Origin of the sequence: Tsukamurella spumae (genome assembly GCF_012396015.1) — a bacterium.
Taxonomy (GTDB): Bacteria; Actinomycetota; Actinomycetes; order Mycobacteriales; family Mycobacteriaceae; genus Tsukamurella; species Tsukamurella spumae.
Genome location: NZ_JAAXOQ010000036.1, coordinates 1 through 24602, shown reverse-complemented (window position 1 = coordinate 24602; position 24602 = coordinate 1). Strand labels below are relative to the sequence as shown.

Genomic DNA, 24602 nt, shown 5'->3' with positions numbered 1-24602 from the left:
CGGACGTGCGCGCTACCCCTTCCCTCCCCGCCCCCGTGCGCACCTTCGCGGACTACCTCGGCCTGACCAAGCCCGACGGGGCACCGTCGGACCAGGGATCGCAGGGCGCGGGCGGCGCGGTGAACCGGCTGCACACCGACGAGCAGCAGTACCCGGACCTCAACGCGCAGGAGAAGCGGACGGTCCGCAGGATCGCCACCTTCGGCGGCGTCGGGGCGGTGCTCATCGCGTTCGGCGCGCTGGGCGTGGGCTCGTTCCCGGTGGTGCAGAACCCGATCGCCGGGCGCAGGCTCATCGGCCTGATGTTCCGCATGCAGTCCACGGCGCTGACGGTGACGATGGTCGGCACGGCGATGCTGATGATCGCGTGGGTGCTGCTGCGCCGGTACACGATCGGGTACCTGAACCCGAACGCGCACACCGTGCCCGCGCAGCCGCGCCGGCTCACCCGCCGCGGCTTCGACCGGATCCTCGCGCTGTGGGTGCTGCCCTTCCTCTTCGCCCCGCCGATGTTCAGCAAGGACGTCTACTCCTACCTCGCGCAATCGGAGATCACGGCGCGCGGCCTCGACCCCTATGCCATCGGCCCCGCCAAGGCGCTCGGGATCGACCACGTCTTCACCCGCTCGGTGCCCAACATCTGGCGCGACACGCCCGCCCCGTACGGCCCCCTGTTCCTCTACCTGGGGCGCGGCATCACGGCCCTGACCGGGGAGAACGTGGTCGCCGGCGTGATCGCGCACCGACTGCTGGCGCTCGCCGGCGTCGCGATGATCGTGTGGGCGCTCCCCCGGCTCGCCCGCCGCTGCGGCGTCAACGAGGTGGCCGCCCTGTGGCTCGGGGCCGCGAATCCGCTGGTCATCTTCCATCTCATCGCGGGCATCCACAACGAGAGCCTCATGCTCGGGATGATGCTCGTGGGCATGGAGTGGTCGCTGCGGGCGATCTCCTCCGGCCGACGATTCCTGGACGGATGGATGCCCACCCGGACCGGGTGGCTGCTCACCGCCGGCGCTGCGACGATCGCCGCGTCGAGCCTGATCAAGATCACCTCCGTGCTCGCGCTCGGCTTCATCGGCATGGCGCTCGCCCGGCGCCTGGGCGGCACCTTCCCGGACATCGGCGGGCGGTTGCGCGACTGGCGCACCGCGATCCGGGAGTTCCGGCCGGATCTGGGCCGCACGCCGATCGCCGTCGCGCTGTCCGCCGGCTTCCTCGCGATCGTGCTGGTGATCGTGGTGGTCGTCGTCTGCCAGGTGACCGGGCTGGGTTACGGCTGGTTGGACGCGGGGACCCTGGGCGGGGCCAATCGGGTCCGCTCGTGGATGTCGATCCCCACGGTCCTCGGCATGGCGACCGGGTTGGTCGGCGTCCTGCTGGGACTCGGCGACCACACCACCGCGATCCTCGCCATCACGCGTCCGATCGCCGCCGCGCTGGCCGCGGTGATCGTGCTGCGCATGCTCCTCGCGACCCTGTCCGGCCGGATCCACGCGGTCGGCGCCCTCGGCATCTCGATGGCCGCGCTCGTCCTACTGTTCCCGGTGGTCCAGCCCTGGTACCTGCTGTGGGCCATCGTCCCGCTGGCCGCGTGGGCCACGGCGCCCGGCTTCCGCCTGGCCGCGGTGATCGTCTCGAGCGTGGTGTCGGTGATGCTCATGCCCAACGGCGGCGAGATCGAGCCCTATGTCATCGCCAAGGCCGGGATGAGCACCGTCGTGATCGTGGCGCTGGCCGTGTACCTGGCCTTCGAGCTGCCCCGCAGGCGCGAGCGGCGGCTCGCGCGCGGCCGAGTACGCTGATCTCCCGTGCCCGCACTGTCCGCGACCTCCGTCACCAAACGATTCGGCGACGTCGTCGCCGTCGACGGACTCGACCTCACCGTGGAGCGCGGCAGCGTCCTGGCCCTGCTCGGCCCCAACGGCGCCGGTAAGACCACCACCGTCGAACTGTGCGAGGGCTTCGGCTCCCCCGACTCCGGCACCGTCGAGGTCCTCGGGCTCGACCCGGTCGCCGACGCGGCCCGCCTCAAGCCCCGGATCGGCGTCATGCTGCAGGGCGGCGGCGCCTATCCCGGTGCGAAGACCGGCGAGATGCTCCGGCTCGTGGCCGCGTACGCCGCGAACCCCCACGACCCCGACTGGCTGCTCTCGACGCTGGGACTGCAGGACGTGGTGAACGTCAGCTACCGCCGGCTCTCCGGTGGACAGCAGCAGCGCCTCGCCCTGGCCTGCGCCCTCGTCGGGCGCCCCGAACTGGTCTTCCTCGACGAGCCGACCGCCGGGCTCGACGCGCAGGCCCGCCTCCTCGTCTGGGACCTCATCGCCGCGCTGCGCCGCGACGGGGTCACCGTCCTGCTCACCACCCACCTCCTCGACGAGGCCGAGGCCCTCGCGGACCGGGTCGTCATCATCGACCGCGGCCGCGCGGTGGCCGACGGTACGCCGGAGGAGCTCACCCGGGCCGGTGCGGAGCACGAACTGCGCGTGAGCGCACCGTCGGGCCTGGACACCGCGGCCCTCGCGGCCCGGCTCGGCCACGGCTTCACGGCGGCGGTGGATTCGACCGACGCGCACGGCTCGACCTACGTGGTGCGCGGCGCCGAGGTGACGCCGACCGTCGTCGCGGACACCGCCGCGTACCTCGCCGCGCAGGGCGCGCTGATCACCGACCTGCGGGTGGGGACGCGGACCCTGCAGGACGTGTTCCTGGACCTGACCGGCCGCGATCTGAGGGGATGACGTGACCCGAACCGAGCCCCGCTTCGCCCGCGGCACCTTCCTGCCCAACCCCGAGGCCGCCCGCCCGGCGGCGATGCTCGCGGCGCAGACCCGGATGGAGCTGACGCTGCTGCTGCGCAACGGCGAGCAGCTCCTGCTGACCATGTTCATCCCGATCGCGCTGCTCATCGGATTCACGGTGCTGCCGATCGGCGACGAGGCGACCCGGATCGGCTCCCTGGTCCCGGCGATCATGGCCGTCGCGGTGATGTCGACCGCGTTCACCGGGCAGGCGATCGCCGTCGGCTTCGACCGGCGCTACGGCGCGCTCAAGAGGCTCGGCGCGACGCCGCTGCCCCGGTGGGGCGTCATCGCGGGGAAGACGCTGGCGGTGGTCCTCGTCGTGATTCTGCAGGCGGTGATCATCGGCGGGATCGGTCTCGCGCTCGACTGGCGGCCCGAGCCGCTCGGGCTGCTGCTGTGGGTGCCGATCCTCGCGCTGGGCGTGTTCGCGTTCGCCTCGCTCGGGCTGCTGCTGGGCGGCACGCTCAAGGCGGAGATCGTGCTCGCGCTGGCGAATCTCCTGTGGTTCGTGCTGGCCGCGATCGGCTCACTCGTCGTGATGCACGCACACGTTCCCGACGCGGTCGTGTGGATCGCGAGGGTGGCACCGTCGGGCGCACTGACCGAGGCCCTGACCCGCGCCGCGGACGCCGGCACCGTCGACTGGTTCGGGATGGCCGTGCTCCTGGCGTGGGGCGTGGTGGGCTCCGCGGCGGCCGTGCGACTGTTCCGTTTCACCGGCTAATCCACTACAGGTCGTAGTAGCCCGCGCCGGCACACGTACGATGATCGGCGTGTACCAACTCTTCCTGCGCCTCGTCGATCGCCTACCGCTGCCCAGCGTGAAGACGCAGCGGCGGCTCGCGCTCGCCGTGCTGCTCTCCCAGGCGCTCATCGCCGTCACCGGCTCGGTGGTGCGCGTGACCGGTTCGGGCCTGGGGTGCCCCACCTGGCCCAAGTGCTTCGACGACTCGCTCCTGCCGATCCCGCAGGATGCGGTCCCGTGGTGGCATCAGGCGATCGAGTTCGGGAACCGGCAGATCGCGGTGTGGATCGTGGTGACCACCTCGATCGCGATCGTGCTCGCCGTCACTCGCGCCCGACGGCGGCGCGAGATCCTGGTCTACGCGTGGATCATGCCCCTGTCCACGTTCGCGCAGGGCATTCTCGGCGGCATCACCGTGCTGACCGGCCTGCGCTGGTGGGTGGTCGGCGCCCACATGCTCGTCTCCTGCGCGATGGTCTGGCTGGCCGCCACGCTGTACGCCAAGGTCGCCGAACCCGACGACGGGGCCGAGATCGAGACCGCGCCCGCCGGGGCCCGGCGCCTCGTCGCCGCTTCCGTCGTGGTGATGGCGCTGGTGCTCACGGCCGGCATGATCGTCACCGCCGCGGGCCCGCATGCGGGCGACCGCACCAACCCGAAGGCCATCGACCGCCTCGATGTCTCGATCCCGCTGCTGTCCTCGCTGCACGGCGCCCTGGTCGCGGTCTACGTGGCTATCCTGATCGCGGCCGCCGTGCTCATCGCCCGCGGACCGTCGAGCGAGGCCGTGCGGCGCCGGGTGAAGATCCTGTTCGTCGTGGTCGCGGCGCAGTCGCTGATCGGCGTGGTCCAGTACTTCGCCGGCGTCCCCGCGCTGCTGGTCGTGCTGCACGTCGCGGGCGCGATGTCGGTGATCGCCGAGACGGCGATCCTGTACCGGCTGATGTCGGCACGGGTGGTGCGCGGATCGGACCGCACGACCGATAAGCTGGCCGTATGAGTGATCAGGCACCCGGCAACGTCGTCTCCCGCCTGAAGGGCTTCGCCGCGAAGCACGGCGGTGCCACCGCCGTGCTGCAGAACATGGGCGAGGAGGGCGTGCGCATCACCCTCGTCGGTGGCGACGGGATCATGGGCGACCAGATCGTCGCGAACCCGGCGCAGGCGAAGGACGCGGCCGAGAAGGCCGGCCTCGACACCTCCGAATGGGACCGCGAGCTGGTCAGCAAGGCCACCACCGAGCCCGGCCACCACGAGCGGATGGCCGGCTACCGGGCGCACAGCCGCTAGGGCCGGCGGCCTCCGGGCCCGCCGATCAGGCGCGCTCGTACTGCGCGAGGATCACCCCGATGTCGAAGGCGCGGTGCGAGACCAGCTTCCACTGCTGCGGCGCGAAGCCGCCCGCGAACAGCGGCACCCCGTCGCCCGCGGTCACCGGGTAGATCTTCAGCACCAGCCTGTCGACCTCCGGTGCGAGCGTCGCGGCGAGCGCTCCCCCGCCGCACAGCCAGATGTCGCCGCCCTCCTCCTGTTTGAGCGCACGCATGTGCTCGACCGGGTCCTCCGCCACCACCTCGACGGCCGGGAAGTCCGCGGGGTCCAGCGACCGCGAGTAGACGACCGTGCGCAGGTGCGAGTACGGGTCCGTGACGCCCACGTCCGACCCGATCCGGTACGTGGTCGTCCCCATGACGACCGTGTCCCACTTCGTGAGCGGCGGGGTGATCCCGAGGGCCTCGTGCAGGCCGGTGGGCAGCCCGTCACCCCACTCCTCGTTCATCTGCCGCGAGTACTCCTCGTCGACCGGGTAGAAGTCGTACTGGCCCTCGGGGCCGGCGATCCGGCCGTCCAGCGAGACGGCGACGTAGTACACGAGTGAACGCACTGATGGGACTCCTCGGTCGTGGGGCACGCGCGGCCGGATTCCGCAGCCCCGTCGACCCTGCCACACCGCGTGCGGTAGAGATGAGCCATGCGCGCGATCACTGTGACCGAACACGGCGGCCCTGATGTCCTGACCTACGGCGAGGCACCCGATCCGGTGCCGGGTCCCGGACAGGTGCTGGTCCGCACGAGCGCCATCGGCGTGAACTTCATCGACACCTACATCCGCGAGGGCGTCTACCCCACCCCACTGCCGTACATCCCGGGCAGCGAGGGATCGGGAACCATCGTCGCGGTGGGCGAGGGCGTCACGAGCCGCGCCGTCGGCGACGTGATCGCCTGGTGCGACGGCCCGGGCTCGTACGCGGAGCTCGTCGCCGTCCCGGCCGACCGCACGGTCCTGGTGCCCGACGGGGTGCCGCCCGCGGTCGCGGCGTCCGTCCTGCTGCAGGGCATGACCGCGCACTACCTCACCCACGACTCGCATCCGGTGCTGCCGGGCGACACCGTGCTCGTGCATGCGGGCGCGGGCGGCACCGGCCTGCTCATCACGCAGATGGCGACGGCGCTCGGCGCCCGCGTCATCACGACCGTCTCGACGGACGCCAAGGAGGCGCTCTCCCGCGAGGCCGGCGCGTGGCAGGTGCTGCGTTACGACGAGGGCATCGCGGCCCGCGTCCGCGAGCTCACCGACGGCGAGGGCGTGGCCGCGGTCTACGACGGGGTCGGCAAGGACACCTTCGAGGCGTCACTGGAGTCCACCCGGCACAAGGGCATCGTCGTGCTGTTCGGCGCGGCGTCGGGCCCGGTACCCCCGTTCGACCTGCAGCGGCTCAACCCGCTCGGTTCGCTGTTCGTGCAGCGGCCCACGCTGACCCACCACGTGGCGACGCCGGAGGATTTCGCGCTGCGCAGCGGCGCCGTCCTCGACGGTCTGCGCGACGGGTCGCTGCGGTTCGCCGTCGGCGCGACCTACCCGCTGGCCGAGGCCGAGCAGGCACACATCGACCTGCAGGAGCGCCGCACCACGGGCTCGGTGGCGCTGCTCCCCTGACGCCGCTGATGCCCCGGGCGGGCGCGAGCACCGCGCGCGGCCGGAGATGTAAGCGGTGTCAACACAGTGTTGTAGTATGAGCCCATGACCTCGACCTACCATCACGGCGACCTGCCCAGCGCCCTGGTCGGGGCCGCCGTCGAGATCCTCGACGAGGAGGGCGGCGCCAACGATCTGTCGCTGCGCGCCGTGGCCCGTCGGGCGGGCGTCTCCACGGCCGCCCCCTACCGGCACTTCTCCGACCGGGGCGCCCTGATCTCCGCCGTCGCCGCCGTCGGGTACCGCGATCTCGCCACCGCCCTGACGGCTGCGGCGCCGGCCCCGTCGGGCCCGGAGGATCTCGCCGACATCGCGATCGCCTACGTGAACTTCGCGCTGCACCGAACCGGGCTGTTCCGGGCCATGTTCGCCGAGCCCTGCGGCACCGAGCCCGATCGCGTCGAGGCGGTCGGGGCGATCAAGGCGTACCTGAGCGCGCTGGTCCGCAGCACTCTGCCGGCGTCCGCGTCCGAGGACACCGCCACCGCCGTGTGGGCGCTGGTCCACGGACTCGCCTTCCTGCACCTCGACGGGAAGCTCGACGCGTCGTCGCCCGACGAGGTGCACCGGCGCGTGCGCGCCACCGTCACCGCCGCGCTCAACCTCGGCTGACGACCCTGCGTTCAGCGCGCGGCGAACTCCGCGAGGCCGTCGCCGGAGAGCTCCGGCAGGTACGCGTCCCGCCCCGTCAGCGCCATCACCAGTGCCAGGGTGGTCCCGGCGACCTCGGGCCCGGAGCCCGTCGTGAAATCGCCGTCGGTCGCGCGGAGCCGCAGCCCGCGGGCGCGCGAGGCGGACGGCACCATGAGATCGGACCCCGAGTAGAAGCGCGCCAGCCGCGCGAGCGCCTCGCCCGGGTACTCCCGACGCAGGCCCGACGGCCGGCGGATGTCCTCGGCGTGGACGATCGACTCACCGAGCATCGCCACCACGGGCACCGGCGCCTTGGTCCTGCTGGTCGCGACGGCCCGAAAGCGACGTAGCGTGTCGGCCGGATCGTCTCCGAGGCGCTTGGCCATCCGCTGGGCGACATTGGCGTCGAAGTCGAACCGGTTGCGGAGCACTCCCGCGAACCAGATGACGGGGTTGTCGGAGGCGCCCGCGGTCAGGTGGGCGAGCACCTCGCGCACGGACAGTCCTGCGCACAGCGACGGGGTCGCCCATTGCTCGTCGGTGAGATCCGCGACATCGCGGGCGAGCGCCGCTCGCTCGGCGAAGATCAGCTGCCAGAGCCCGTGATCGCCGGACACGGGTCAGAGTCCGAGCAGGTGCCCGACGGTGCTGTAGTTGAGGATCGAGTCCACCGACAGGGCGCAGAACAGCACGGCCAGGTAGTTGTTCGACTGCAGGAACACCTTGAGCGGCTTGATCTCCTGACCGGCCTTCGTCTGCGCGTACAGCTTGTGCACCGCGTAGAGGAACCAGCCGCCGCAGAGGACGGCCGCGATCGCGTAGACCAGGCCCGCCGCGGGGATCAGCACGAGCGTGGTGATGACGGTGGCCCAGGTGTACCAGACCATCTGCCGCGCGACGACGGTCTCCGGCGCCACGACGGGGAGCATGGGCACACCCGCGGCCTTGTAGTCCTCGCGGTAGCGCATGGCCAGCGCCCAGGTGTGCGGCGGCGTCCAGAAGAAGATCACGAGGAACAGCACGATGGCGGGCCAGGCGATGGTGCCGGTGGCCGCGGACCAGCCCACGAGCGTCGGCATGCAGCCCGCGGCGCCGCCCCACACGACGTTCTGCGAGGTGCGACGCTTGAGCAGCATCGTGTACACGAACAGGTAGAACGCGATCGTGACCAGCACCAGCACGGCGGAGAGCAGGTTGGCCATCAGGGACAACCAGACGAACGACGCCGCGGCCAGCACCAGGCCGAAGATCAACGCGTGCCGGACCGGGACCGCGTGGCGCGCGAGCGGACGACGCTCGGTGCGCTTCATCTTCTGGTCGATATCGGCGTCCGCGACCATGTTCAGCGTGTTCGCCGAGGCCGCGCCCAGCCATCCGCCGAACAGGGTCGACAGGATGAGCGGCAGGTTCACGTGACCGCGATCCGCCAGCAGCATGACGGGGATCGTCGCGACCAGCAGCAGCTCGATGACCTTGGGCTTCGTCAGCGCGATGTAGGCCAGGACGGTCTGCCCCGCGCGGCCCGCGAAGGACGACGGTGCCGGTGCGGCCGCCGAGCGAGCGCTGGGGGTGTTCGTCCCGTGCCCGCCCTTGAAAACCATCTTCTGCCGCACTCTCTTCCGACGGGTCCGGGCCGAGCCGGACTCTGACGATCTCGCACTCGGGGCTGACCGACTGCGCGCGGGAGGACGTATGTCCCCCGCGGGCCCGCGACCGGCGCAGACCCATCTACTACGAGCCATGGTAGTCCTCCGTCACCGCTGGGCCGAATCGGGTTCGCCCCCTCCGATTCGGCGGCCCGCTACCCGGCAGTTCACGTAGACCGTGCACGAGCGCCGAGTAGGGTTCACACTTGAGCCCGCATCCCCGTACGACCAGGAGAGTCCTTCCGCCGTGACCAGCACCGCCGAGATCCAAGCACTGACCACGCCGCATCACCCCGACGACTGGACCGAACTGGACACACGCGCGGTGGACACCGCCCGGGTGCTCGCGGCCGACGCGGTGCAGAAGGTCGGCAACGGCCACCCCGGCACCGCGATGAGCCTCGCGCCCCTGGCCTACACCCTGTTCCAGAAGGTGATGGTCCACGACCCGTCGGACACCCATTGGATCGGCCGGGACCGGTTCGTGCTGTCCTGCGGGCACTCGAGCCTGACCCTCTACCTGCAGCTGTACCTGGGCGGCTTCGGGCTCGAGCTCAGCGACATCGAGGCGCTGCGCACCGAGGGCTCGCTGACCCCGGGACACCCCGAGTACCGCCACACCAAGGGCGTCGAGATCACCACCGGGCCCCTGGGCCAGGGCCTGGCCTCCGCCGTGGGCATGTCGATGGCCTCGCGCTACGAGCGCGGCCTGTTCGACCCGGACGCCGCCGCGGGCACCAGCCCGTTCGACCACTTCGTCTACGTCATCGCCTCCGACGGTGACCTCGAGGAGGGCGTGACCTCCGAGGCCTCGTCGCTGGCCGGCACGCAGCAGCTCGGCAACCTCATCGTCTTCTACGACGACAACAAGATCTCCATCGAGCACAACACCGACATCGCGCTGTCGGAGGACGTGGCCAAGCGCTACGAGGCCTACGGCTGGCACGTGCAGTACGTCGAGGGCGGCGAGAACGTCACGGCGATCGAGGAGGCCACCGCGGCCGCCAAGGCCGTCACCGACAAGCCGTCGATCATCATCGTGCGCACCATCATCGGCTTCCCCGCCCCGAACAAGATGAACACGGGCGGCGTCCACGGCTCGGCGCTCGGCGCCGACGAGGTGGCCGCGGTCAAGGAGATCCTGGGCTTCGACCCGGCGAAGAGCTTCGACGTCGCCCCCGAGGTCATCGCGCACTCGCGCGAGCTGATCACGCGCGGCCAGGCCGAGCACGCGGCGTGGAACGTGCGCTTCGAGGCGTGGGCCGGCGCCAACCCCGAGCGCAAGGCCCTGCTGGACCGCCTCGAGGCCGGCACGCTGCCCGAGGGATGGGACGCCGAGCTGCCGACCTGGTCGGTCGAGGACAAGGGCGTGGCGACGCGCGCCGCGTCCGGCGCCTTCCTCGCGGCCGCCGGGCAGACGCTGCCGGAGCTGTGGGGCGGTTCGGCCGACCTCGCCGGCTCGAACAACACCACCATCAAGGGCGCCGACTCCTTCGGCCCCACGTCGATCTCGACCGAGGACTGGAACGCGCAGCCGTACGGCCGCACGCTGCACTTCGGCATCCGCGAGCACGCGATGGGCTCGATCCTCAACGGCATCGTGCTGCACGGGAAGACCCGCCCCTACGGCGGTACCTTCCTGCAGTTCGCGGACTACATGCGCCCGGCGGTCCGGCTCGCGGCCCTCATGGACATCGACCCGATCTACGTGTGGACGCACGACTCGATCGGCCTCGGCGAGGACGGCCCCACCCATCAGCCGGTCGAGCATCTCGCCGCGCTGCGCGCCATCCCGGGCGTCAACGTCGTCCGCCCCGCGGACGCGAACGAGACCGTCGCGGCGTGGAAGGCCACGCTGGAGCGTCGCAACGGCGAGGGCCCCACGGGCCTGATCCTCACCCGGCAGGGCGTGCCGATCCTGGCGGGCACCTCCGCGGAGGGCGTCGCGCGCGGCGGGTACGTCCTGCAGGAGGCCGACGGTGCCTCCCCCGACGTGATCCTGATCGGCACGGGCTCCGAGGTGCAGCTGGCGGTCGAGGCCGCCGCGCTCCTGGCGGCCAAGGGCATCCGGGCGCGGGTGGTGTCGATGCCGTCGATCGAGTGGTTCCACGCCCAGGACCGCGAGTACCAGGACAGCGTGCTGCCGCCCGCGGTCAAGGCGCGCGTCTCGGTCGAGGCCGGCATCGCGATGCCGTGGTGGTCGATCGTCGGCGGCTTCGGCGAGATCGTCTCGCTCGAGCACTTCGGCGAGTCCGCCTCCGACAAGGTCCTGTTCGCGAAGTACGGATTCACCGGCGAGACCGTGGCCCAGAAGGCCGAGCAGTCCATCGCCAACACGAAGGGATAACCACACCATGGCTCAGAACCCCAATCTGGCCGCGCTGTACGAGGCGGGCGTCTCGGTCTGGCTCGACGACCTCTCGCGCAGCCTCATCCAGTCCGGAGACCTCAAGGCGCTCACCGAGACCGACTCGGTCACCGGCGTGACCACGAACCCGGCGATCTTCCAGGCCGCGCTGTCGAAGGGCAGCGCCGAGTACGCGGCGCAGGTCGCCGAGCTCGCCGCCCGCAAGGCCGATGTCGACGAGACGATCCGTACCGTGACCACCGACGACGTGCGTGCCGCGTGCGACGTGCTCGCCCCGGTCTTCGAGAAGACGGGCGGGGTCGACGGCCGGGTCTCGATCGAGGTCGACCCGCGCCTGGCGCACGACACCGACGGCACCGTCGCCCAGGCGCTCGAGCTGCACCGCATCGTCGACCGCCCGAACGTGCTGATCAAGATCCCCGCCACCCTGGCCGGGCTCCCCGCGATCGCCCGCGTGATCGCCGAGGGCGTGTCGGTGAACGTGACACTGATCTTCTCCGTCGAGCGGCACCGTCAGGTCATGGACGCGTACCTCGACGGCCTCGAGGCCGCCGCGAAGGCGGGCAAGGACGTGGGCTCGATCTACTCGGTGGCGTCGTTCTTCGTCTCCCGCGTCGACACCGAGATCGACAAGCGGCTCGAGGCCATCGGCACCGACGCGGCGCTCGCGCTGCGCGGCAAGGCCGGCCTCGCCAACGCGCGCCTCGCGTACGCGGCGTACGAGGAGGTCTTCGGCGCTGCTCGGTTCGCCGCGATCGACGGCGCGAACGTGCAGCGCCCGTTGTGGGCGTCGACGGGCGTCAAGAACCCGGCCTACCCGGACACCCTGTACGTGGCCGGGCTGATCGCGCCGAACACCGTCAACACGATGCCCGGCGCCACCATGAAGGCCTTCGCCGATCACGGCGAGGTCGTCGACGGCACCATCCTGGGCCGCGCGGAGGATTCCGCGCAGGTGTTCGCGGACCTGCAGGGTGCCGGCCTGGACCTGGCCGACGTGTTCGACCTGCTCGAGCGCGAGGGCGTCGAGAAGTTCGAGCAGGCCTGGCAGCAGCTGCTGGATGCGACCGCGGAGTCCCTCCGGGCGAACGCCTAGGAGGGCTGCGTGAGCTGGGCGAACCCCCTTCGCGACCCGCGCGATCTCCGGCTCCCACGGATCGCGGGGCCCTCGGCCCTGGTGATCTTCGGCGTGACCGGCGACCTGTCGCGGCGCAAGCTCATGCCCGCGGTGTACGACCTGGCCAACCGCGGCCTCCTGCCGCCCGGCTTCTCGCTCGTGGGCTTCGGGCGGCGCCCGTGGTCCGACGAGGACTTCGCGGCCACCTTCCGGGAGGCCGCGAAGAAGCACTCGCGCACGGAGTTCCGCGACGATGTGTGGGACAGGCTGGCCGAGGGGATCCGGTTCGTCCAGGGCGAGTTCCACGACGACGACGCCTTCGACCGGCTGTCGCAGACCTTGACCGCGCTCGATCGGACCCGCGGTACGGGCGGCAACACCGCGTTCTACCTGTCGGTGCCGCCGGACGCCTTCCCGACGGTGTGCGAGCAGCTCGAGCGGTCGGGCCTCGCCGACCAGCGGGACGGCTGGCGGCGCGTGGTGATCGAGAAGCCCTTCGGGCACGATCTCGATTCGGCGAAGAAGCTCAACGCCGTGTTGAGCGGCGTCTTCCCGGAGCAGTCGGTGTTCCGCATCGACCACTACCTGGGCAAGGAGACGGTCCAGAACATCCTGGCGCTGCGCTTCGCCAATCAGTTGTTCGAGCCGACGTGGAACAGCCACTACGTGGACAGCGTGCAGATCACGATGGCCGAGGACATCGGGCTGGGTGGGCGCGCGGGCTACTACGACGGCATCGGCGCCGCCCGCGACGTGATCCAGAACCACCTGCTGCAGCTGATGGCCCTCATCGCCATGGAGGAGCCCACCAGTTTCCACCCGGCGGAGCTGCAGGCGGAGAAGATCAAGGTGCTCTCCGCGGCCTCGCCCGTCGAGCCACTCGACGAGACCTCCGCGCGGGGCCAGTACGGACCCGGGTGGCAGGGCAGCGAGAAGGTCGTCGGCCTGCTCCAGGAGGAGGGCTTCAGCCACACCTCCACCACGGAGACCTTCGCCGCGATCACCGTCGAGATCGCGTCCCGACGGTGGGCGGGCGTGCCCTTCTACCTGCGCACCGGCAAACGACTGGGGCGCCGCGTCACGGAGATCGCGCTGATGTTCAAGCGCGCGCCGCACCTGCCCTTCGACGACACGATGACCGGGGAGCTGGGTCAGAACGCCCTCGTCATCCGGGTGCAGCCCGACGAGGGCGTCACGCTCCGGTTCGGGTCGAAGGTCCCGGGCAGCTCCATGGAGGTCCGCGATGTCAACATGGACTTCAGCTACGGCGAGGCATTCACGGTCAGCTCGCCCGAGGCGTACGAACGCCTGATCCTCGACGTCCTGCTCGGCGAGCCGTCACTGTTCCCCGTGAACGCCGAGGTCGAGCTGTCCTGGAAGATCCTCGACCCCGTGCTGCAGAGGTGGGAGGCCGGCGGGAAGCCGGAGGAGTACGAGTCCGGAACCTGGGGCCCGGACTCCGCCGACGCCATGCTGGCTCGCACCGGAAGGACCTGGCGCCGCCCATGATTCTCGATCTCCCGGACACCTCCACGCAGGAGGTCTCGAAGCAGCTGGTCCGCCTCCGCGAGACCGGCGGCGCGGTCACCCTGGGCCGCGTGCTCACGCTCATCATCTCCGCCGACGAGGGGGAGCCCACCGAGAGCTCGATCGAGGCCACGAACGCCGCCTCGCGCGAGCACCCCTGCCGCGTCATCGTGCTGGCCCGCGGCTCCCGCTCGGAGGCGACGCGGCTGGACGCCCAGATCCGGGTGGGCGGCGACGCCGGCGCGTCGGAGGTCGTGGTGCTGCGACTCTACGGCGAACTGGCCGATCACGGTGCCTCCGTGGTGGTTCCGTTCCTGCTACCGGACACCCCCGTGGTCGCCTGGTGGCCAGGTATCGCTCCCCCGGTGCCGTCCGCAGACAAGGTCGGGCGCCTCGCCACGCGGCGGATCACCGATTCCATCGCCTCGCACGATCCGGTCGCGACGCTCGCGCTGCGGCGTACGGGTTTCACCCCCGGCGACTCGGATCTGGCGTGGTCGCGCATCACCCCGTGGCGGGCCCTGCTGGCGTCCGCGCTGGACCAGCCGCCGTTCGAGGCGATCACGTCCGCGGTGGTCACCGGGCCCGAGGACAGTGCGGGCATCGACCTCCTCGCGGGGTGGCTGCGCGCCCAGCTCGACGTGCCGGTCGTGCGGCGTTCCGGGAGTTTCGAGGTGCGGCTCGACCGCGCCGGCGGCGCATTGACGCTGGAGTTCGACCAGAACTCCACGGCGGTGCTGGTGCGTCCCGGACAGCCGGACGGCCGCGTCGCGATCCGTCGACGGGGTGTCGCGGACTGCCTGGCGGAGGAACTCCGCCGCCTCGACGACGACGAGGTCTACTTCTCAGCGTTGGGCGGCGTGTCCGACGTGGATCGATCGGAGATGCCCGCATGACCGAGCCCACCGTCCGCACCTTCGACGATGCCGCCGCCCTCGTCGCGGCCGCCGCGGACGATCTCGTCGCGGTGATCGAACAGGCGCAGGCCGAGCGCGGCTTCGCGTCGATCGTGTTGACCGGCGGCACGAACGGCAATGCCCTCTCAGCAGCGCTGCGCGGGAAGGTCATCGACTGGTCCCGGGTGGACGTCTTCTTCGGCGACGAGCGGTTCGTCGCCGGCGACGACCCCGACCGCAACGCGCTGCAGGCCCAGGACGCGCTGCTCGACCACGTCCCGGTGCCGAGCGAGCGCGTCTACACCTTCCCCGCGGCCGACGAGTTCAGCGGCGACGGCGAGCTGGCGGCGCGCGTGTACGCGAAGCGGTTGGCGGACAACGCCGCCGAGCGCGGGAACGGCGTCGCCGTCGGGGGCGGGCTGGTCCCGCGCTTCGACGTGCACCTGCTCGGCATGGGCGGCGAGGGGCACATCAACTCGCTGTTCCCGCACACGGACGCGGTCCGGGAGCAGGACGCGACGGTGGTGTCCGTGCGCGACTCCCCCAAGCCGCCCCCGCGGCGGCTGACCCTCACGCTGCCCGCGGTGGGCGCCGCCCGGCGCGTGTGGTTCCTCGTCTCCGGTGCGGACAAGGCGGAGGCCGTCGCCGAGGGCGTCGGCGGCGCCTCGCCCGAGGACTGGCCCTGCGCCGGCGCGCACGGCTCGGAGCAGACGGTCTGGTTCCTCGACGGTGCCGCCGCCTCCCGGCTCGGCTGAGCGTCCCGGGCGCTAGGCCTGCTCGAGGACGATCGTCGGGATCCCCAGCGCGGGGTCCTTCACGGTCGCCACGCGGGTGCCGGGCTTGGCGCCCCGTCGCACCTCGCTCACGGTGATGCCCAGGTCCGTCAGGCGGGCGCGCGTCGCGTCGGCGTCGACGGTGCGCCACGCGACGCCCCAGATCCCGTCGGGGGCCGTGGGGTCCACGCCGTCGCCCTCCTGCAGGAGCACCTCGACGAGCAGATCGCCGCGACGCAGGAACAGCTGGTGCACGCCCCAGGACTGCACCCGGTCCAGGCGCAGGTCGAAGTCGAGCCGCCCGCACAGCGTCGCGATGATCCGGTCGCGGTTCGGCGAGGTCACGACCACGTGATCGACGCCGGTGATGTCCGCGCCGGGCGGCGGGGAGGGCACCGTCGGGCCCGCGACACCGAGGACGAGTCCGTCGGCAGCACCGGCGAATCCGTCGGCGACCTCGGAGACGGACAGGCCGCGCCGGTCGACGAGCCGGGCCAGGCCGGCCGGATCGTCGGCGGCGACCAGGAGGCCGGTGCCGCCCGCCCAGGCGGGGATCCCGACGGCGATGTCGGTGCCGCCCGCCGTGTACCGCGCCACCGCGTCCGCGGCGAGCAGGCGGGCGTGCGCGGCCCGCGACTCCTCCGGCACGTCCAGGATCAGCAGGTCCCGCGCTTGTGCTGTGCTCACGCCGCCATCCTGCCCTACGGGTTCACGCGGGCGCGGTGCCGGACCATGTCTTCCAGGCGTCGCCCACCGACTTCGCCACCACGGCGCCGCCGGCCCTCCCCACCTCACCTGCGGTGGGCAGGGACGGCGCAGCGTTCGACCAGCGCGAGACGAGTTCGCCCGAGATCCGCGCGCTGACGGCCTCGGGCCGGGCCCGGCCGACCGTGCGTGCCGCCGAGCCGTCGATCGTGACGGCGGCTCGGCGCAGCGCGTCCGCCGCCCTCCCCAGGGCACCGAGCCGGTCGGTGAAGCGCTCCAGCTTGTCCGCGAGCCGGCGCAGCAGTCCCGCGAACTTCTGGCCGAGTGCGGCGCCGCGGAGGATCGCGGTATTGATGAACGTGGCCACCGAGCCACCCGCGGTGGGCGTGGCGGCGGCCGACGCGATGGCCGCTCCTGCCGTCAGCCAGCCGAGGAAGCCCGAGAGCTCGTCCCTGATGGTGGTCCGTACCTCGACCACGAGGGTGCCCGCGGCGGACAGCCCCGCCGCCGCCGCGCGGGCCGCGGTGCCCAACGCCTCGCTGTGCCCCGCGAGCTCGGTCGTGGCGGCGCGATAGGCATCGCCGGCCTCTCCGACCCAGCCGCGCGAGGTGGATTCCCCTGCCGCCGAGACGGACTGCGCTACCGTCGCGAGCGGGGTCGCGACCTCGTCCTTCCAGGTGTCGGTCACGGATTCGATCGCGTCCGGATCGCCCGTGACCGCGTCGAGCGCAGTGCGCAGGATCGGATTGTGTTCGATCGCCCAGCCGAAGCCCGCGGCGAAGATCGAGCCGATCGGATCGCTCGCGACGTCCTTGGCCGCCGACACCACGCCGTACGCGGCGAATCCGCTACCGATGCTCCCGAATCCGTCCTCGCCGATCGCGTTCGCCGCGTCCCGCACCGCCTCGGCCAGCGGCACACCGTCGACCAGCCCGGTCATCGTCCGATGCCGTCCGCGCCGGCGTCGTCGGCATCGACCAGCGCCTCCGCCGTCCGCCGGAAGTCGTCGCGGTGCGCGGTCAGCTCGCGGCTGTGCCGCGAGACGGCCCGCCCGACCTTCTCCAGCGCGATGTTCATCAACCCGACGAGCGGGTGGAACATCGCCCCGTAGTCCATCGTGCCCACGCGCTGAGCTCCGGCCGCCCCGGCCGTGTCGACCGTGGCTCCGATGTCACCGAGCGCGCGAACGTGGGCGTCGACGGTCTCCGCCGTCAGCTCGAAGTCGGCCATCATGCCCCCGTGTACTGGTTCCAGAACTCGTGATCCGGGTACCACTTCGTGGCTATCGAGTGGACCTCCCTGGCCGCGGCCTGCTCGGCCAGGGAGGCCGCCGTCATGATCTCCGCGCTCAGAGCCTCCCCCGAGAACTCCATCGCGCGTCCTGCGATCACCACCCCCGTGAGTCGTCCCCCCATCCCGACGGTGACCCGCACATCCCCCCGTGCGGCCGTCCCGGTGCCCGATACACGGGCCAATCGCTCACGGACCTCATCTGCCTGTTCGTACACCTCGTTCGCCCGTTCGGCGTCCGACCAGACCTGCGGCGTCGTGTCCAACTCGTTCCCCCGATCTCGTTGGTTTTTCCTCCGCATCAATTAGACGCACCGGCGAGCCACACGGTTCCAACTTTCTGTTTCCGCACGTCAGGGCGGCGCAGATCGAACCGATCGCTGGATCACGGAGACGGTGGCGGAACGCCGGGTCGATGTTATACTGTATACACTTTAGGGTCGGCCACGCCTCCGAGTGACGAGCTCACTGATCTACGGATCGCCGCGCCGCTCGCACGACGACGGGAGTCCGATGAGTACCGAATCCACACGCGGCGATGCGGGCGCGGACCGCTCCGGACCGACTGAGCACATCAGCGTCGACGGATACGACTTCGCATACAGCGTGGCCGGCGAGGGCGAGCCGGTACTGCTGGTGCACGCGGGCGTGCTGGCGGACTTCTTCACACCGCTCGCGCACCACCCCGCGTTGACCGATCACTATCAGATGATCAACTACCACCGCCTCGGCTACGGATTCACCAGCCGGCCCCGGGTCCTCGACGATGCTCGATTGCCGGGGCACGCCGCGCACGTCGGTGGCCTCCTGACCGCACTGGGCATCGACAGCGCACACGTGGTCGGGCACTCCTCCGGCGGTCTGGTGGCGACCCGGTTCGCCGTGGACAATCCGGACCGGGTGCGCAGCCTGTCGCTGTTCGAGCCCGTCGTCCACGAGGTGCCCAGCGGCGCCGAGCAGGGTCGCACCGTGGTGCGGCCCGCGTTGGAAGCCTTTGCAGCGGGCGATAATCGGGCGGCGGTCGACATCTTCCTGCGCGGCGTGTGCGGGCCCGGCTACCGCGACCCCGAGATCGTCGACCGGCTGCCCGCGGGCGCGTTCGACCGCGCGGAGGTCGATGCGGCGAGCTTCTTCGGCGCCGAGGCTCCGTCGGTGGTGGACTGGCGTTGGTCAGCACTCGACGTCGATCGCATGCCCGAGAAGATGTTCCTGTTGCTCGGCGGCGATACCGCGGCGGTGGCTCCGTCACTCGGCGAGGGGCACGAATTCCTCGAGCGCCTGTTCCCCCGGGTGAAGACCACGGTGGTCCCGGGCGTCACCCACTCGCTGCAGACACAGGACCCCGATGCCGTGGCCCAGGCCCTCGCGCAGTTCCTCCGCGGCTGAGGAGCGGCGGGCCGCCCGTCGACGCCCGCCGAACACGCAGGCGTCCCGCACTGACCAGTGGATACACGGCTAATCATTCAGGCGTGCTTGTTTTCGCCGACGGGGTTCTGATTGAGTGGTGCTCAACAAGCCCGCTTCACTCCCCCGCAGAAAGGTGGTCATCCCATGGCCGCACGCCGTCGCCCGAGCTGGATGAACGACGAGCTCGACGCTCTCCGTGACCTCGCGGACAAGTTCCTCGCCAAGGAGCTCACGCCGAACATCGAGCGCTTCGCCGAGCAGCACCACGTCGACCGCGACCTGTGGAACAAGGCCGGCGAGCTCGGCCTGCTCTGCCTCTCGATCCCGGAGGAGTACGGCGGCGGTGGCGGCGACTTCCGCCACGAGTCGGTGCTGATCGCCGCGCAGGCGCAGGCCTTCGACACCAGCTGGGGCGTCTCGCTGCACAACGGCATCGTCGCGCACTACATCCTCGCCTACGGCACCGAGGAGCAGAAGCAGCACTGGCTGCCGAAGATGGCCTCCGGCGAGGCCGTCGGTGCCATCGCGATGACCGAGCCCGGCACCGGATCGGATCTGCAGAACGTCAAGACCCGCGCCATCAAGACCGGCGACGAGTACGTGATCAACGGCTCCAAGACCTTCATCACCAACGGCCAGCAGGCCGATGTCATCGTCCTCGTCTGCAAGACCGACCCCGACCAGGGCGCGTCCGGCATCTCGCTGGTGCTGGTCGAGGCCGACCGCGAGGGCTTCCGCCGCGGCAAGATCCTCAACAAGATCGGCCAGAAGGGCCAGGACACCTCGGAGCTGTTCTTCGACGACGTCCACGTGCCCGCCGCCAACCTCCTGGGCTCCCAGGAGGGCCAGGGCTTCTACCAGCTCATGCAGCAGCTGCCGCAGGAGCGCCTCATCATCGGCCAGGCCTGCGTGGCCGGCATGGAGGTCATCTTCGAGGAGACCCTGCGCTACACCAAGGAACGAGAGGCCTTCGGCCGCCCCATCTTCGGCTTCCAGAACACCAAGTTCAAGCTGGCCGAGGCGATCACCGAGACCACCATCGCGCGCGTCTTCGTGGACGACTGCATCGAGAAGCACGTCAAGGGCGAGCTGGACATCCCCACCGTCGCAATGGCGAAGTGGTGGACCTCGGACCGCGCGCAGAACGTCGCCTCCGAGTGCCTGCAGCTGTTCGGCGGCTACGGCTACATGGCCGAGTACCCGGTCGCGAGGTTCTGGGCCGACAACCGCGTGCAGATGATCTACGCCGGCACCAACGAGATCATGAAGGAGATCATCGCCCGCACGCTCTGACCGCGGCGCGAGTCCCAGGCGGTGCCCGAGTTGTCATCCGATCGGATGATTGCCCGGGCACCGCGTTTTTGATCGGGTGGACACATGACTTCGCCCGGAGGACAACCCTTCCCGTACGGCCCTCGGCCGACTCCGCAGTACGGGTACGGCCAGGTGCCTCCCCCACCCGCCCCCGCCCGACGGTCCGCCCTCGCCTGGATCCTCGCCGGGGTCTCGGTCGTGTGCGTGGTGATCCTCGTGGCCGGCGGGATCTGGTGGTTCACCTCCCGCAAGGCCGACGATGCCTCCGCCCCGGTCCCGGGACAGCTCACGAAGGAGTTCCCGACGGCCCCGTCGGTCGCGTGGACGGTCCGCCCGTCCGATGTCGGAGGGTCGAAGTTCTTCTCGACCAACGTCACGAACGCCCAGTACAACTCTGCCGGAGCCGCCACCGACGGCCGCTTCGTCCTGACCGGTGTCGACCGCAATCGCTTGTCTTCGGTCGTCGCGATCGACGCTGACGGCCGGACGTCGTTTCCGCAGAAGAACCTCGCATGTGCGGACCAGGTGGTAGGCGGACGAACGGTATGCAGGGTCGCGCAATCAGACGATCCGACGATGTACATGCTTGACCTGGCGAGCGGGCAGACCAGCTCGGGGATATCCGTATCGGACAACAACTTCGGGTTGGTCGCCTACAACGGTGATGCCGCCTTCCGTACCTCTTCCAGTACGATCACGAGGTTCTCCGATCGGCGCATCGAATGGTCGCGTCCCGTGTCCATGGACGAGTCACCCGGTGGCGACTTCCACCAGGCGCTCGCGACGCGCGACCTAGTCATCTTCTACTACGGCGGAGCCTCGTACGTTGCCTCCGCGCACGACGGCAAGCTGCTACATTCCGCGCTCGACCGACCAACGATCGCGCCCGACGGGAGCGTCATCACCCGCGCCTCCCATGACCGAGGCACCGTCGTCATCCGCCCCGACGGCTCGGTACGAACGGCACCGTCGGGCGTGATCGGCGTTCCTGCACTCGCGGCCCGCGGATACGAGTCCGTGTTGTTCATCGGTGGTCAATACTTCGACGCCGCAGGCAACGCCGCGTGGAAGGCCGGTGACGCCACGGTCAACAACACCTCCGCCACACCCGTCCCGATGGTGAGCCCACGAATCACCGTTGTCGGAACCGACACCGGCTTCGCGGGATTCGACACCACGACCGGCGAAATGAGGTGGACGAACGACTCTGTACCGACGGGCGTTGGATCATGGAACCAGAGTTCGACGCTCAGCGACGGGCGCTACCTCATCTTCCCGTCCGCCCGAGACATCGTGGCACTCGATACCACGACCGGTAAGACTGCGTGGCGTATCCCCTCGCCGCTCGGTTCCGACGAGCGTATCGGCGCATTGCTCGCGGTGGGCGACGCCTTCGTCATCGTCGGCACGGACCGCATCGTCGGCTACAAGGCCACCGGCGGCGCGGCCGGCGCACCCGGCGCGAAGTCCGGCACCGCCGGCAAGAACTCGAGTGACGACTCGTACTACACCCGCTGCGGCAGCAAGCCGGTGTTCACACCGCAGAAGTTCCGCACCGAGTCCGGCGGCCTGGTGGTCACCATGAAGATCACCGCCACCTGCCCTGGCGGCGACGCGCTGATCTCGTCGGGCACGTCCGTGACGATCTCGGACTCCACCGGCCTCATCGCGACCGGCACGTTCGACTTCGCCGCGAACCCCGTCGGCGTCCCCAAGCCCGGCAACGGTTCCGAGGAGAAGAAGTCCGGCACCACCGTCGACCTGCTGTTCAAGCAGGGCCAGTTCTTCCGCACCCCGGACACGCTGCCCCCGCCGGGCGGAGGGAACGGGTCGAGCGGCACGGGTGGCCTCGGCGGGCACAGCTACCTCGTCGACTGCGTGCAGCCGGACGGGTCGGGCAAGGCGAAGGTCCCCGCACCGTCGGACAGCCCGATCGCGGCGTCCGGTCCCGGGCCGCAGACGGGCCTGAACCCGATGTCGGGGCTGAGCGCGCTGCGCATCCAGGCCGACAGCGACAAGGCCTTCATCCTCGGGAGCCTCAACAACCGTTGGGTCGCGCAGCTCTCGAGCAAGCGGGTCGGGCTGGTGGCCGACGGTCGCACCTGGGACGAGAAGGCCATCCTCGATGAGTTCCTCGCGCTGCGCCTGCGGTTCGCGGACGTGCGCCTGCTGTACTCCGACGAGTGGCCGGTCTTCAACTACCAGGGCTGGTGGGTGAGCGTCGCGGCCGCGACCTTCCCCGGTCCCGACGAGGCGAACCAGTGGTGCCGCAGCAACGGATTCGACCGAGATCATTGCTTCGCAAAACTGGTCTCCAGCACCGCGAGCCCCGAGGGATCGACGCGCTACTGGTGACGTCCCCTCGTGTCAGCGCCTACCGCTACGATCAGCGGATCGACCGACCGGAGGGGACCATGAGCGGCGAGGGAACACGGACCGGCACCACGCTGGGCCCGTACGCGATCGGCAGGCTGTTGGGCCGCGGAGGCATGGGCGAGGTGTACCTCGCGCACGACGAGCGCCGCGATCGCGAGGTGGCGCTCAAGCTCCTGCACGCCTCCGCAGCGGAGGATCCGCAGTTCCGGGAGCGGTTCACCCGCGAATCGCAGACGGTGGCGCGCCTCGCGGACCCGCACGTCATCCCCATCCACGATTTCGGTGAGATCGACGGGGTCCTGTACATCGACATGCGGCTCGTCGAGGGCCGCAACCTCGCGGAGGTCCTGCGCGGCGGTCCGCTGCCGCCCGAGCGCGCGGTCACCGTCGTCGAGCAGGTGGCGGGCGCGCTGGACGCCGCCCATTCCAAAGGGCTCGTGCACCGGGATGTGAAGCCCGCCAACATCGAACTCACCGATTCCGGGTTCCCGTACCTCCTCGACTTCGGCCTCGCGGTGGCGGATACGCAGTCCCGCATGACCTCGGCCGGGCTGTTCGTAGGATCGCAGGCCTACGCCGCGCCGGAGCGGTTCGACGGTGACTCGGCCACGGTCGCGAGCGACGTGTACTCCCTGGCGTGCGTGCTGTTCGAGGCCCTCACGGGCCATGCGCCCTATCGCGGCGAGTCTCTCGGCGCGATGCTCAAGCAGCACCTCACCTCCCCGATCCCCCGCCCCAGTGCCGAGGTGCCGGTGCCCGCCGCGATGGACACCGTCATCGCACGGGGCATGGCGAAGGAGCCGGCGGAGCGTTTCGCTTCGTGCGGCGAGCTCGCCGCAGCGGCTCGGCAGGCGCTCGCCGGCCGCAGCGTCGACGTGCCGCTGCCCGACCAGGACGACGACCGGACGCTGATCCGCCCCGTCCCGGTGGCGTCGGATCCCACGGTGATCTCGCAGCCGGTGCCGCCGCCCTCGTATCCCGCCGCGCCGTCGTATCCACCGGCGCAGCCGCAGGTCTCATACCCGCAGGCGTCGTACCCGCAAGCGTCGTACCCACAGGCGCCGTCGTATCCGATCGCGCCCGCCTACCAGCAGCAGCCGCCCGCGAGGAACCGGATGGTGCCGATCCTCGCCGTGGTGGCGGCGATCCTCGTGGGCGCCACGGCTGTGCTGGGCTACGTCGCCCTGACCGACCGCAAGACCACGCCTGCCGCCTCCACCGTGCGGGTCACCGCCACCGCGACGGCGCCGTCGGACGTTCCGACCGGTGCGCAGGCGAGCGCAACGCCACCCCCGAGCACCACGCCGGCGGATCCGCTGCTCGCGCTCCAGGCGCGCGCCGCGACCGACAAGCCACTCGTGCTCGCCTCGGAGAACAACCAGTGGGTCGCGCAGCTGTCCACCAAGTGGGTCGGCCTGTACGCGGACGGAGTCACCTGGACGGCGGCTTCCATCTTCACGCACGTCACCGATCTCGAGCGTCAGTACGGCGCGGTCCGGTTGCTGTTCGCGCCGGACTGGCCCGTTTTCGATCGCCCTGCCGACCGACCGGACATGTGGGTCGTGACGAAGGCCGGCCCCTTCTCGGACCCGGATTCCGCCCTCGCCTGGTGTCGATCGCAGAGTCTCGACAACGATCACTGCTTCGCCAAACTGGTGTCGAGCACCCTCTCCCCGGCCGGAACCACGAGACGGTGACCCGCTGATCCGCCGCACGGTCCGCGTTTGAATTTGTAGCTATCTCGAACATGTAGGCGTATCATGGTGTCATGGCACTACCGGAGGCATTACGCAGTCTCCCTGAGGATCTGATCCCTCAGGGGCTGGTCGATGCCCGGGGTGCGGACCGTGCGGTGGCGGAGGTGTTGTTCGAACAGCGCCGGGCGGAGTGTGTCGCTTACTGCCGCACGATGACGGCCGTGTACGCCTTGCATCGCGCCCTCTACGCCGATGATGAGGCGCAGTACCTGGCCCAGCCGGCGAACTACCGGGAGGCGGTGCAGGCGCGGCAGCGGTTGGCCGCGG

24 protein-coding genes are annotated in these 24602 nt (G+C 70.7%); 17 read left to right on the top strand and 7 right to left on the bottom strand.

Annotation, left to right across the window (positions count from 1 at the left end; genetic code table 11):
• Window positions 1-5: 5 nt before the first annotated feature.
• Genes mptB through HF999_RS19770 form a run of 5 tightly spaced genes read left to right on the top strand, consistent with a single transcriptional unit; the run spans window position 6 to window position 4839 of the window.
• Window positions 6-1802, top strand: coding sequence for a polyprenol phosphomannose-dependent alpha 1,6 mannosyltransferase MptB (gene mptB, locus HF999_RS19790; protein ID WP_168547533.1), 1797 nt, complete (start codon window positions 6-8; stop codon window positions 1800-1802).
• A gap of 6 nt (window positions 1803-1808) precedes the next feature.
• Window positions 1809-2741, top strand: coding sequence for an ABC transporter ATP-binding protein (locus HF999_RS19785; RefSeq protein ID WP_168547532.1), 933 nt, complete (start codon window positions 1809-1811; stop codon window positions 2739-2741).
• Between the two features lies 1 nt (window position 2742).
• Window positions 2743-3528: an ABC transporter permease gene (locus HF999_RS19780; protein WP_312854213.1), complete on the top strand. Its 786-nt coding sequence runs from the start codon at window positions 2743-2745 to the stop codon at window positions 3526-3528.
• A gap of 40 nt (window positions 3529-3568) precedes the next feature.
• On the top strand, window positions 3569-4549 hold the full coding sequence (locus HF999_RS19775) for a COX15/CtaA family protein (protein WP_168547531.1): 981 nt from the start codon (window positions 3569-3571) through the stop codon (window positions 4547-4549).
• Window positions 4546-4839: a hypothetical protein gene (locus HF999_RS19770; RefSeq protein ID WP_168547530.1), complete on the top strand. Its 294-nt coding sequence runs from the start codon at window positions 4546-4548 to the stop codon at window positions 4837-4839. The genes HF999_RS19775 and HF999_RS19770 overlap by 4 nt, the downstream gene beginning before the upstream one ends.
• 25 nt (window positions 4840-4864) lie before the next feature.
• On the opposite strand, the gene HF999_RS19765 is transcribed toward HF999_RS19770, so the two are convergent.
• Complete coding sequence (locus tag HF999_RS19765) at window positions 4865-5434, bottom strand: dihydrofolate reductase family protein (protein ID WP_168547529.1); 570 nt, start codon at window positions 5432-5434, stop codon at window positions 4865-4867.
• Window positions 5435-5521: 87 nt separating this feature from the next.
• Between HF999_RS19765 and HF999_RS19760 the strand changes: the two genes are divergently transcribed.
• Complete coding sequence (locus HF999_RS19760) at window positions 5522-6487, top strand: quinone oxidoreductase family protein (RefSeq protein ID WP_168547528.1); 966 nt, start codon at window positions 5522-5524, stop codon at window positions 6485-6487.
• A gap of 84 nt (window positions 6488-6571) precedes the next feature.
• The gene (locus HF999_RS19755; protein ID WP_168547527.1) at window positions 6572-7138 is read left to right on the top strand and encodes a TetR/AcrR family transcriptional regulator; all 567 of its coding nucleotides are present in this window, start codon (window positions 6572-6574) and stop codon (window positions 7136-7138) included.
• An 11-nt stretch (window positions 7139-7149) separates the two neighbouring features.
• On the opposite strand, the gene HF999_RS19750 is transcribed toward HF999_RS19755, so the two are convergent.
• Both HF999_RS19750 and HF999_RS19745 read right to left on the bottom strand, forming a co-directional pair.
• Window positions 7150-7776, bottom strand: coding sequence for a maleylpyruvate isomerase family mycothiol-dependent enzyme (locus tag HF999_RS19750; protein ID WP_312854212.1), 627 nt, complete (start codon window positions 7774-7776; stop codon window positions 7150-7152).
• Between the two features lie 3 nt (window positions 7777-7779).
• Complete coding sequence (locus tag HF999_RS19745; RefSeq protein WP_168547526.1) at window positions 7780-8760, bottom strand: heme o synthase; 981 nt, start codon at window positions 8758-8760, stop codon at window positions 7780-7782.
• 292 nt (window positions 8761-9052) lie between these two features.
• On the opposite strand from HF999_RS19745, the gene tkt reads away from it, so the two are divergent.
• The 5 genes from tkt to pgl are packed head-to-tail and all read left to right on the top strand — an operon-like array spanning window position 9053 to window position 15468.
• Complete coding sequence (tkt, locus tag HF999_RS19740) at window positions 9053-11152, top strand: transketolase (RefSeq protein WP_168547525.1); 2100 nt, start codon at window positions 9053-9055, stop codon at window positions 11150-11152.
• Between the two features lie 7 nt (window positions 11153-11159).
• Window positions 11160-12269, top strand: a complete 1110-nt coding sequence (gene tal, locus HF999_RS19735; protein WP_168547524.1) for a transaldolase — start codon at window positions 11160-11162, stop codon at window positions 12267-12269.
• A 9-nt stretch (window positions 12270-12278) separates the two neighbouring features.
• Entirely contained in the window at window positions 12279-13799 is a 1521-nt protein-coding gene (zwf, locus tag HF999_RS19730; protein WP_168547523.1) for a glucose-6-phosphate dehydrogenase, read from the top strand.
• Complete coding sequence (locus HF999_RS19725; RefSeq protein ID WP_168547522.1) at window positions 13796-14713, top strand: glucose-6-phosphate dehydrogenase assembly protein OpcA; 918 nt, start codon at window positions 13796-13798, stop codon at window positions 14711-14713. The genes zwf and HF999_RS19725 overlap by 4 nt, the downstream gene beginning before the upstream one ends.
• On the top strand, window positions 14710-15468 hold the full coding sequence (pgl, locus tag HF999_RS19720) for a 6-phosphogluconolactonase (protein ID WP_168547521.1): 759 nt from the start codon (window positions 14710-14712) through the stop codon (window positions 15466-15468). The genes HF999_RS19725 and pgl overlap by 4 nt, the downstream gene beginning before the upstream one ends.
• A 12-nt stretch (window positions 15469-15480) precedes the next feature.
• Here the strand turns inward: pgl and HF999_RS19715 are convergent, their stop codons facing one another.
• From HF999_RS19715 to HF999_RS19700, 4 genes are read right to left on the bottom strand one after another with little or no spacing between them, the layout of a single operon-like run.
• On the bottom strand, window positions 15481-16173 hold the full coding sequence (locus HF999_RS19715) for a VOC family protein (protein ID WP_168547520.1): 693 nt from the start codon (window positions 16171-16173) through the stop codon (window positions 15481-15483).
• A 22-nt stretch (window positions 16174-16195) separates the two neighbouring features.
• Window positions 16196-17131, bottom strand: coding sequence for a WXG100-like domain-containing protein (locus tag HF999_RS19710; protein WP_168547519.1), 936 nt, complete (start codon window positions 17129-17131; stop codon window positions 16196-16198).
• Window positions 17128-17421 carry a hypothetical protein gene (locus tag HF999_RS19705; protein ID WP_168547518.1) on the bottom strand — a complete coding sequence of 98 codons (294 nt, stop codon included), beginning with the start codon at window positions 17419-17421 and terminating at the stop codon, window positions 17128-17130. Before HF999_RS19705 ends, HF999_RS19710 begins: the two co-directional genes overlap by 4 nt.
• On the bottom strand, window positions 17421-17747 hold the full coding sequence (locus HF999_RS19700; protein ID WP_168547517.1) for a YbaB/EbfC family nucleoid-associated protein: 327 nt from the start codon (window positions 17745-17747) through the stop codon (window positions 17421-17423). The genes HF999_RS19705 and HF999_RS19700 overlap by 1 nt, the downstream gene beginning before the upstream one ends.
• 247 nt (window positions 17748-17994) lie before the next feature.
• On the opposite strand from HF999_RS19700, the gene HF999_RS19695 reads away from it, so the two are divergent.
• The 5 genes from HF999_RS19695 to HF999_RS19675 all read left to right on the top strand — a co-directional run.
• On the top strand, window positions 17995-18867 hold the full coding sequence (locus tag HF999_RS19695) for an alpha/beta fold hydrolase (protein ID WP_168547516.1): 873 nt from the start codon (window positions 17995-17997) through the stop codon (window positions 18865-18867).
• Between the two features lie 165 nt (window positions 18868-19032).
• Window positions 19033-20181 (top strand): acyl-CoA dehydrogenase family protein, encoded by a 1149-nt coding sequence (locus HF999_RS19690; protein WP_168547515.1) that lies wholly within the window; start codon window positions 19033-19035, stop codon window positions 20179-20181.
• A gap of 84 nt (window positions 20182-20265) precedes the next feature.
• Window positions 20266-22557 carry an outer membrane protein assembly factor BamB family protein gene (locus HF999_RS19685; protein WP_168547514.1) on the top strand — a complete coding sequence of 764 codons (2292 nt, stop codon included), beginning with the start codon at window positions 20266-20268 and terminating at the stop codon, window positions 22555-22557.
• A 59-nt stretch (window positions 22558-22616) separates the two neighbouring features.
• On the top strand, window positions 22617-24275 hold the full coding sequence (locus HF999_RS19680; RefSeq protein WP_168547513.1) for a serine/threonine-protein kinase: 1659 nt from the start codon (window positions 22617-22619) through the stop codon (window positions 24273-24275).
• Between the two features lie 71 nt (window positions 24276-24346).
• On the top strand, window positions 24347-24602 hold a 256-nt coding region (locus HF999_RS19675; RefSeq protein ID WP_168547512.1), incomplete at its 3' end, for a hypothetical protein.

Coding starts and splice junctions, on each gene's coding strand:
- HF999_RS19775 (WP_168547531.1), top strand. CDS start 3,569: ATGATCGGCGTGTACCAACTCTTCCTGCGCCTCGTCGATCGCCTACCG.
- HF999_RS19770 (WP_168547530.1), top strand. CDS start 4,546: ATGAGTGATCAGGCACCCGGCAACGTCGTCTCCCGCCTGAAGGGCTTC.
- HF999_RS19760 (WP_168547528.1), top strand. CDS start 5,522: ATGCGCGCGATCACTGTGACCGAACACGGCGGCCCTGATGTCCTGACC.
- HF999_RS19755 (WP_168547527.1), top strand. CDS start 6,572: ATGACCTCGACCTACCATCACGGCGACCTGCCCAGCGCCCTGGTCGGG.
- HF999_RS19745 (WP_168547526.1), bottom strand. CDS start 8,760: ATGGTTTTCAAGGGCGGGCACGGGACGAACACCCCCAGCGCTCGCTCG.
- tal (WP_168547524.1), top strand. CDS start 11,160: ATGGCTCAGAACCCCAATCTGGCCGCGCTGTACGAGGCGGGCGTCTCG.
- HF999_RS19725 (WP_168547522.1), top strand. CDS start 13,796: ATGATTCTCGATCTCCCGGACACCTCCACGCAGGAGGTCTCGAAGCAG.
- pgl (WP_168547521.1), top strand. CDS start 14,710: ATGACCGAGCCCACCGTCCGCACCTTCGACGATGCCGCCGCCCTCGTC.
- HF999_RS19710 (WP_168547519.1), bottom strand. CDS start 17,131: ATGACCGGGCTGGTCGACGGTGTGCCGCTGGCCGAGGCGGTGCGGGAC.
- HF999_RS19705 (WP_168547518.1), bottom strand. CDS start 17,421: ATGGCCGACTTCGAGCTGACGGCGGAGACCGTCGACGCCCACGTTCGC.
- HF999_RS19695 (WP_168547516.1), top strand. CDS start 17,995: ATGAGTACCGAATCCACACGCGGCGATGCGGGCGCGGACCGCTCCGGA.
- HF999_RS19690 (WP_168547515.1), top strand. CDS start 19,033: ATGGCCGCACGCCGTCGCCCGAGCTGGATGAACGACGAGCTCGACGCT.
- HF999_RS19685 (WP_168547514.1), top strand. CDS start 20,266: ATGACTTCGCCCGGAGGACAACCCTTCCCGTACGGCCCTCGGCCGACT.
- HF999_RS19680 (WP_168547513.1), top strand. CDS start 22,617: ATGAGCGGCGAGGGAACACGGACCGGCACCACGCTGGGCCCGTACGCG.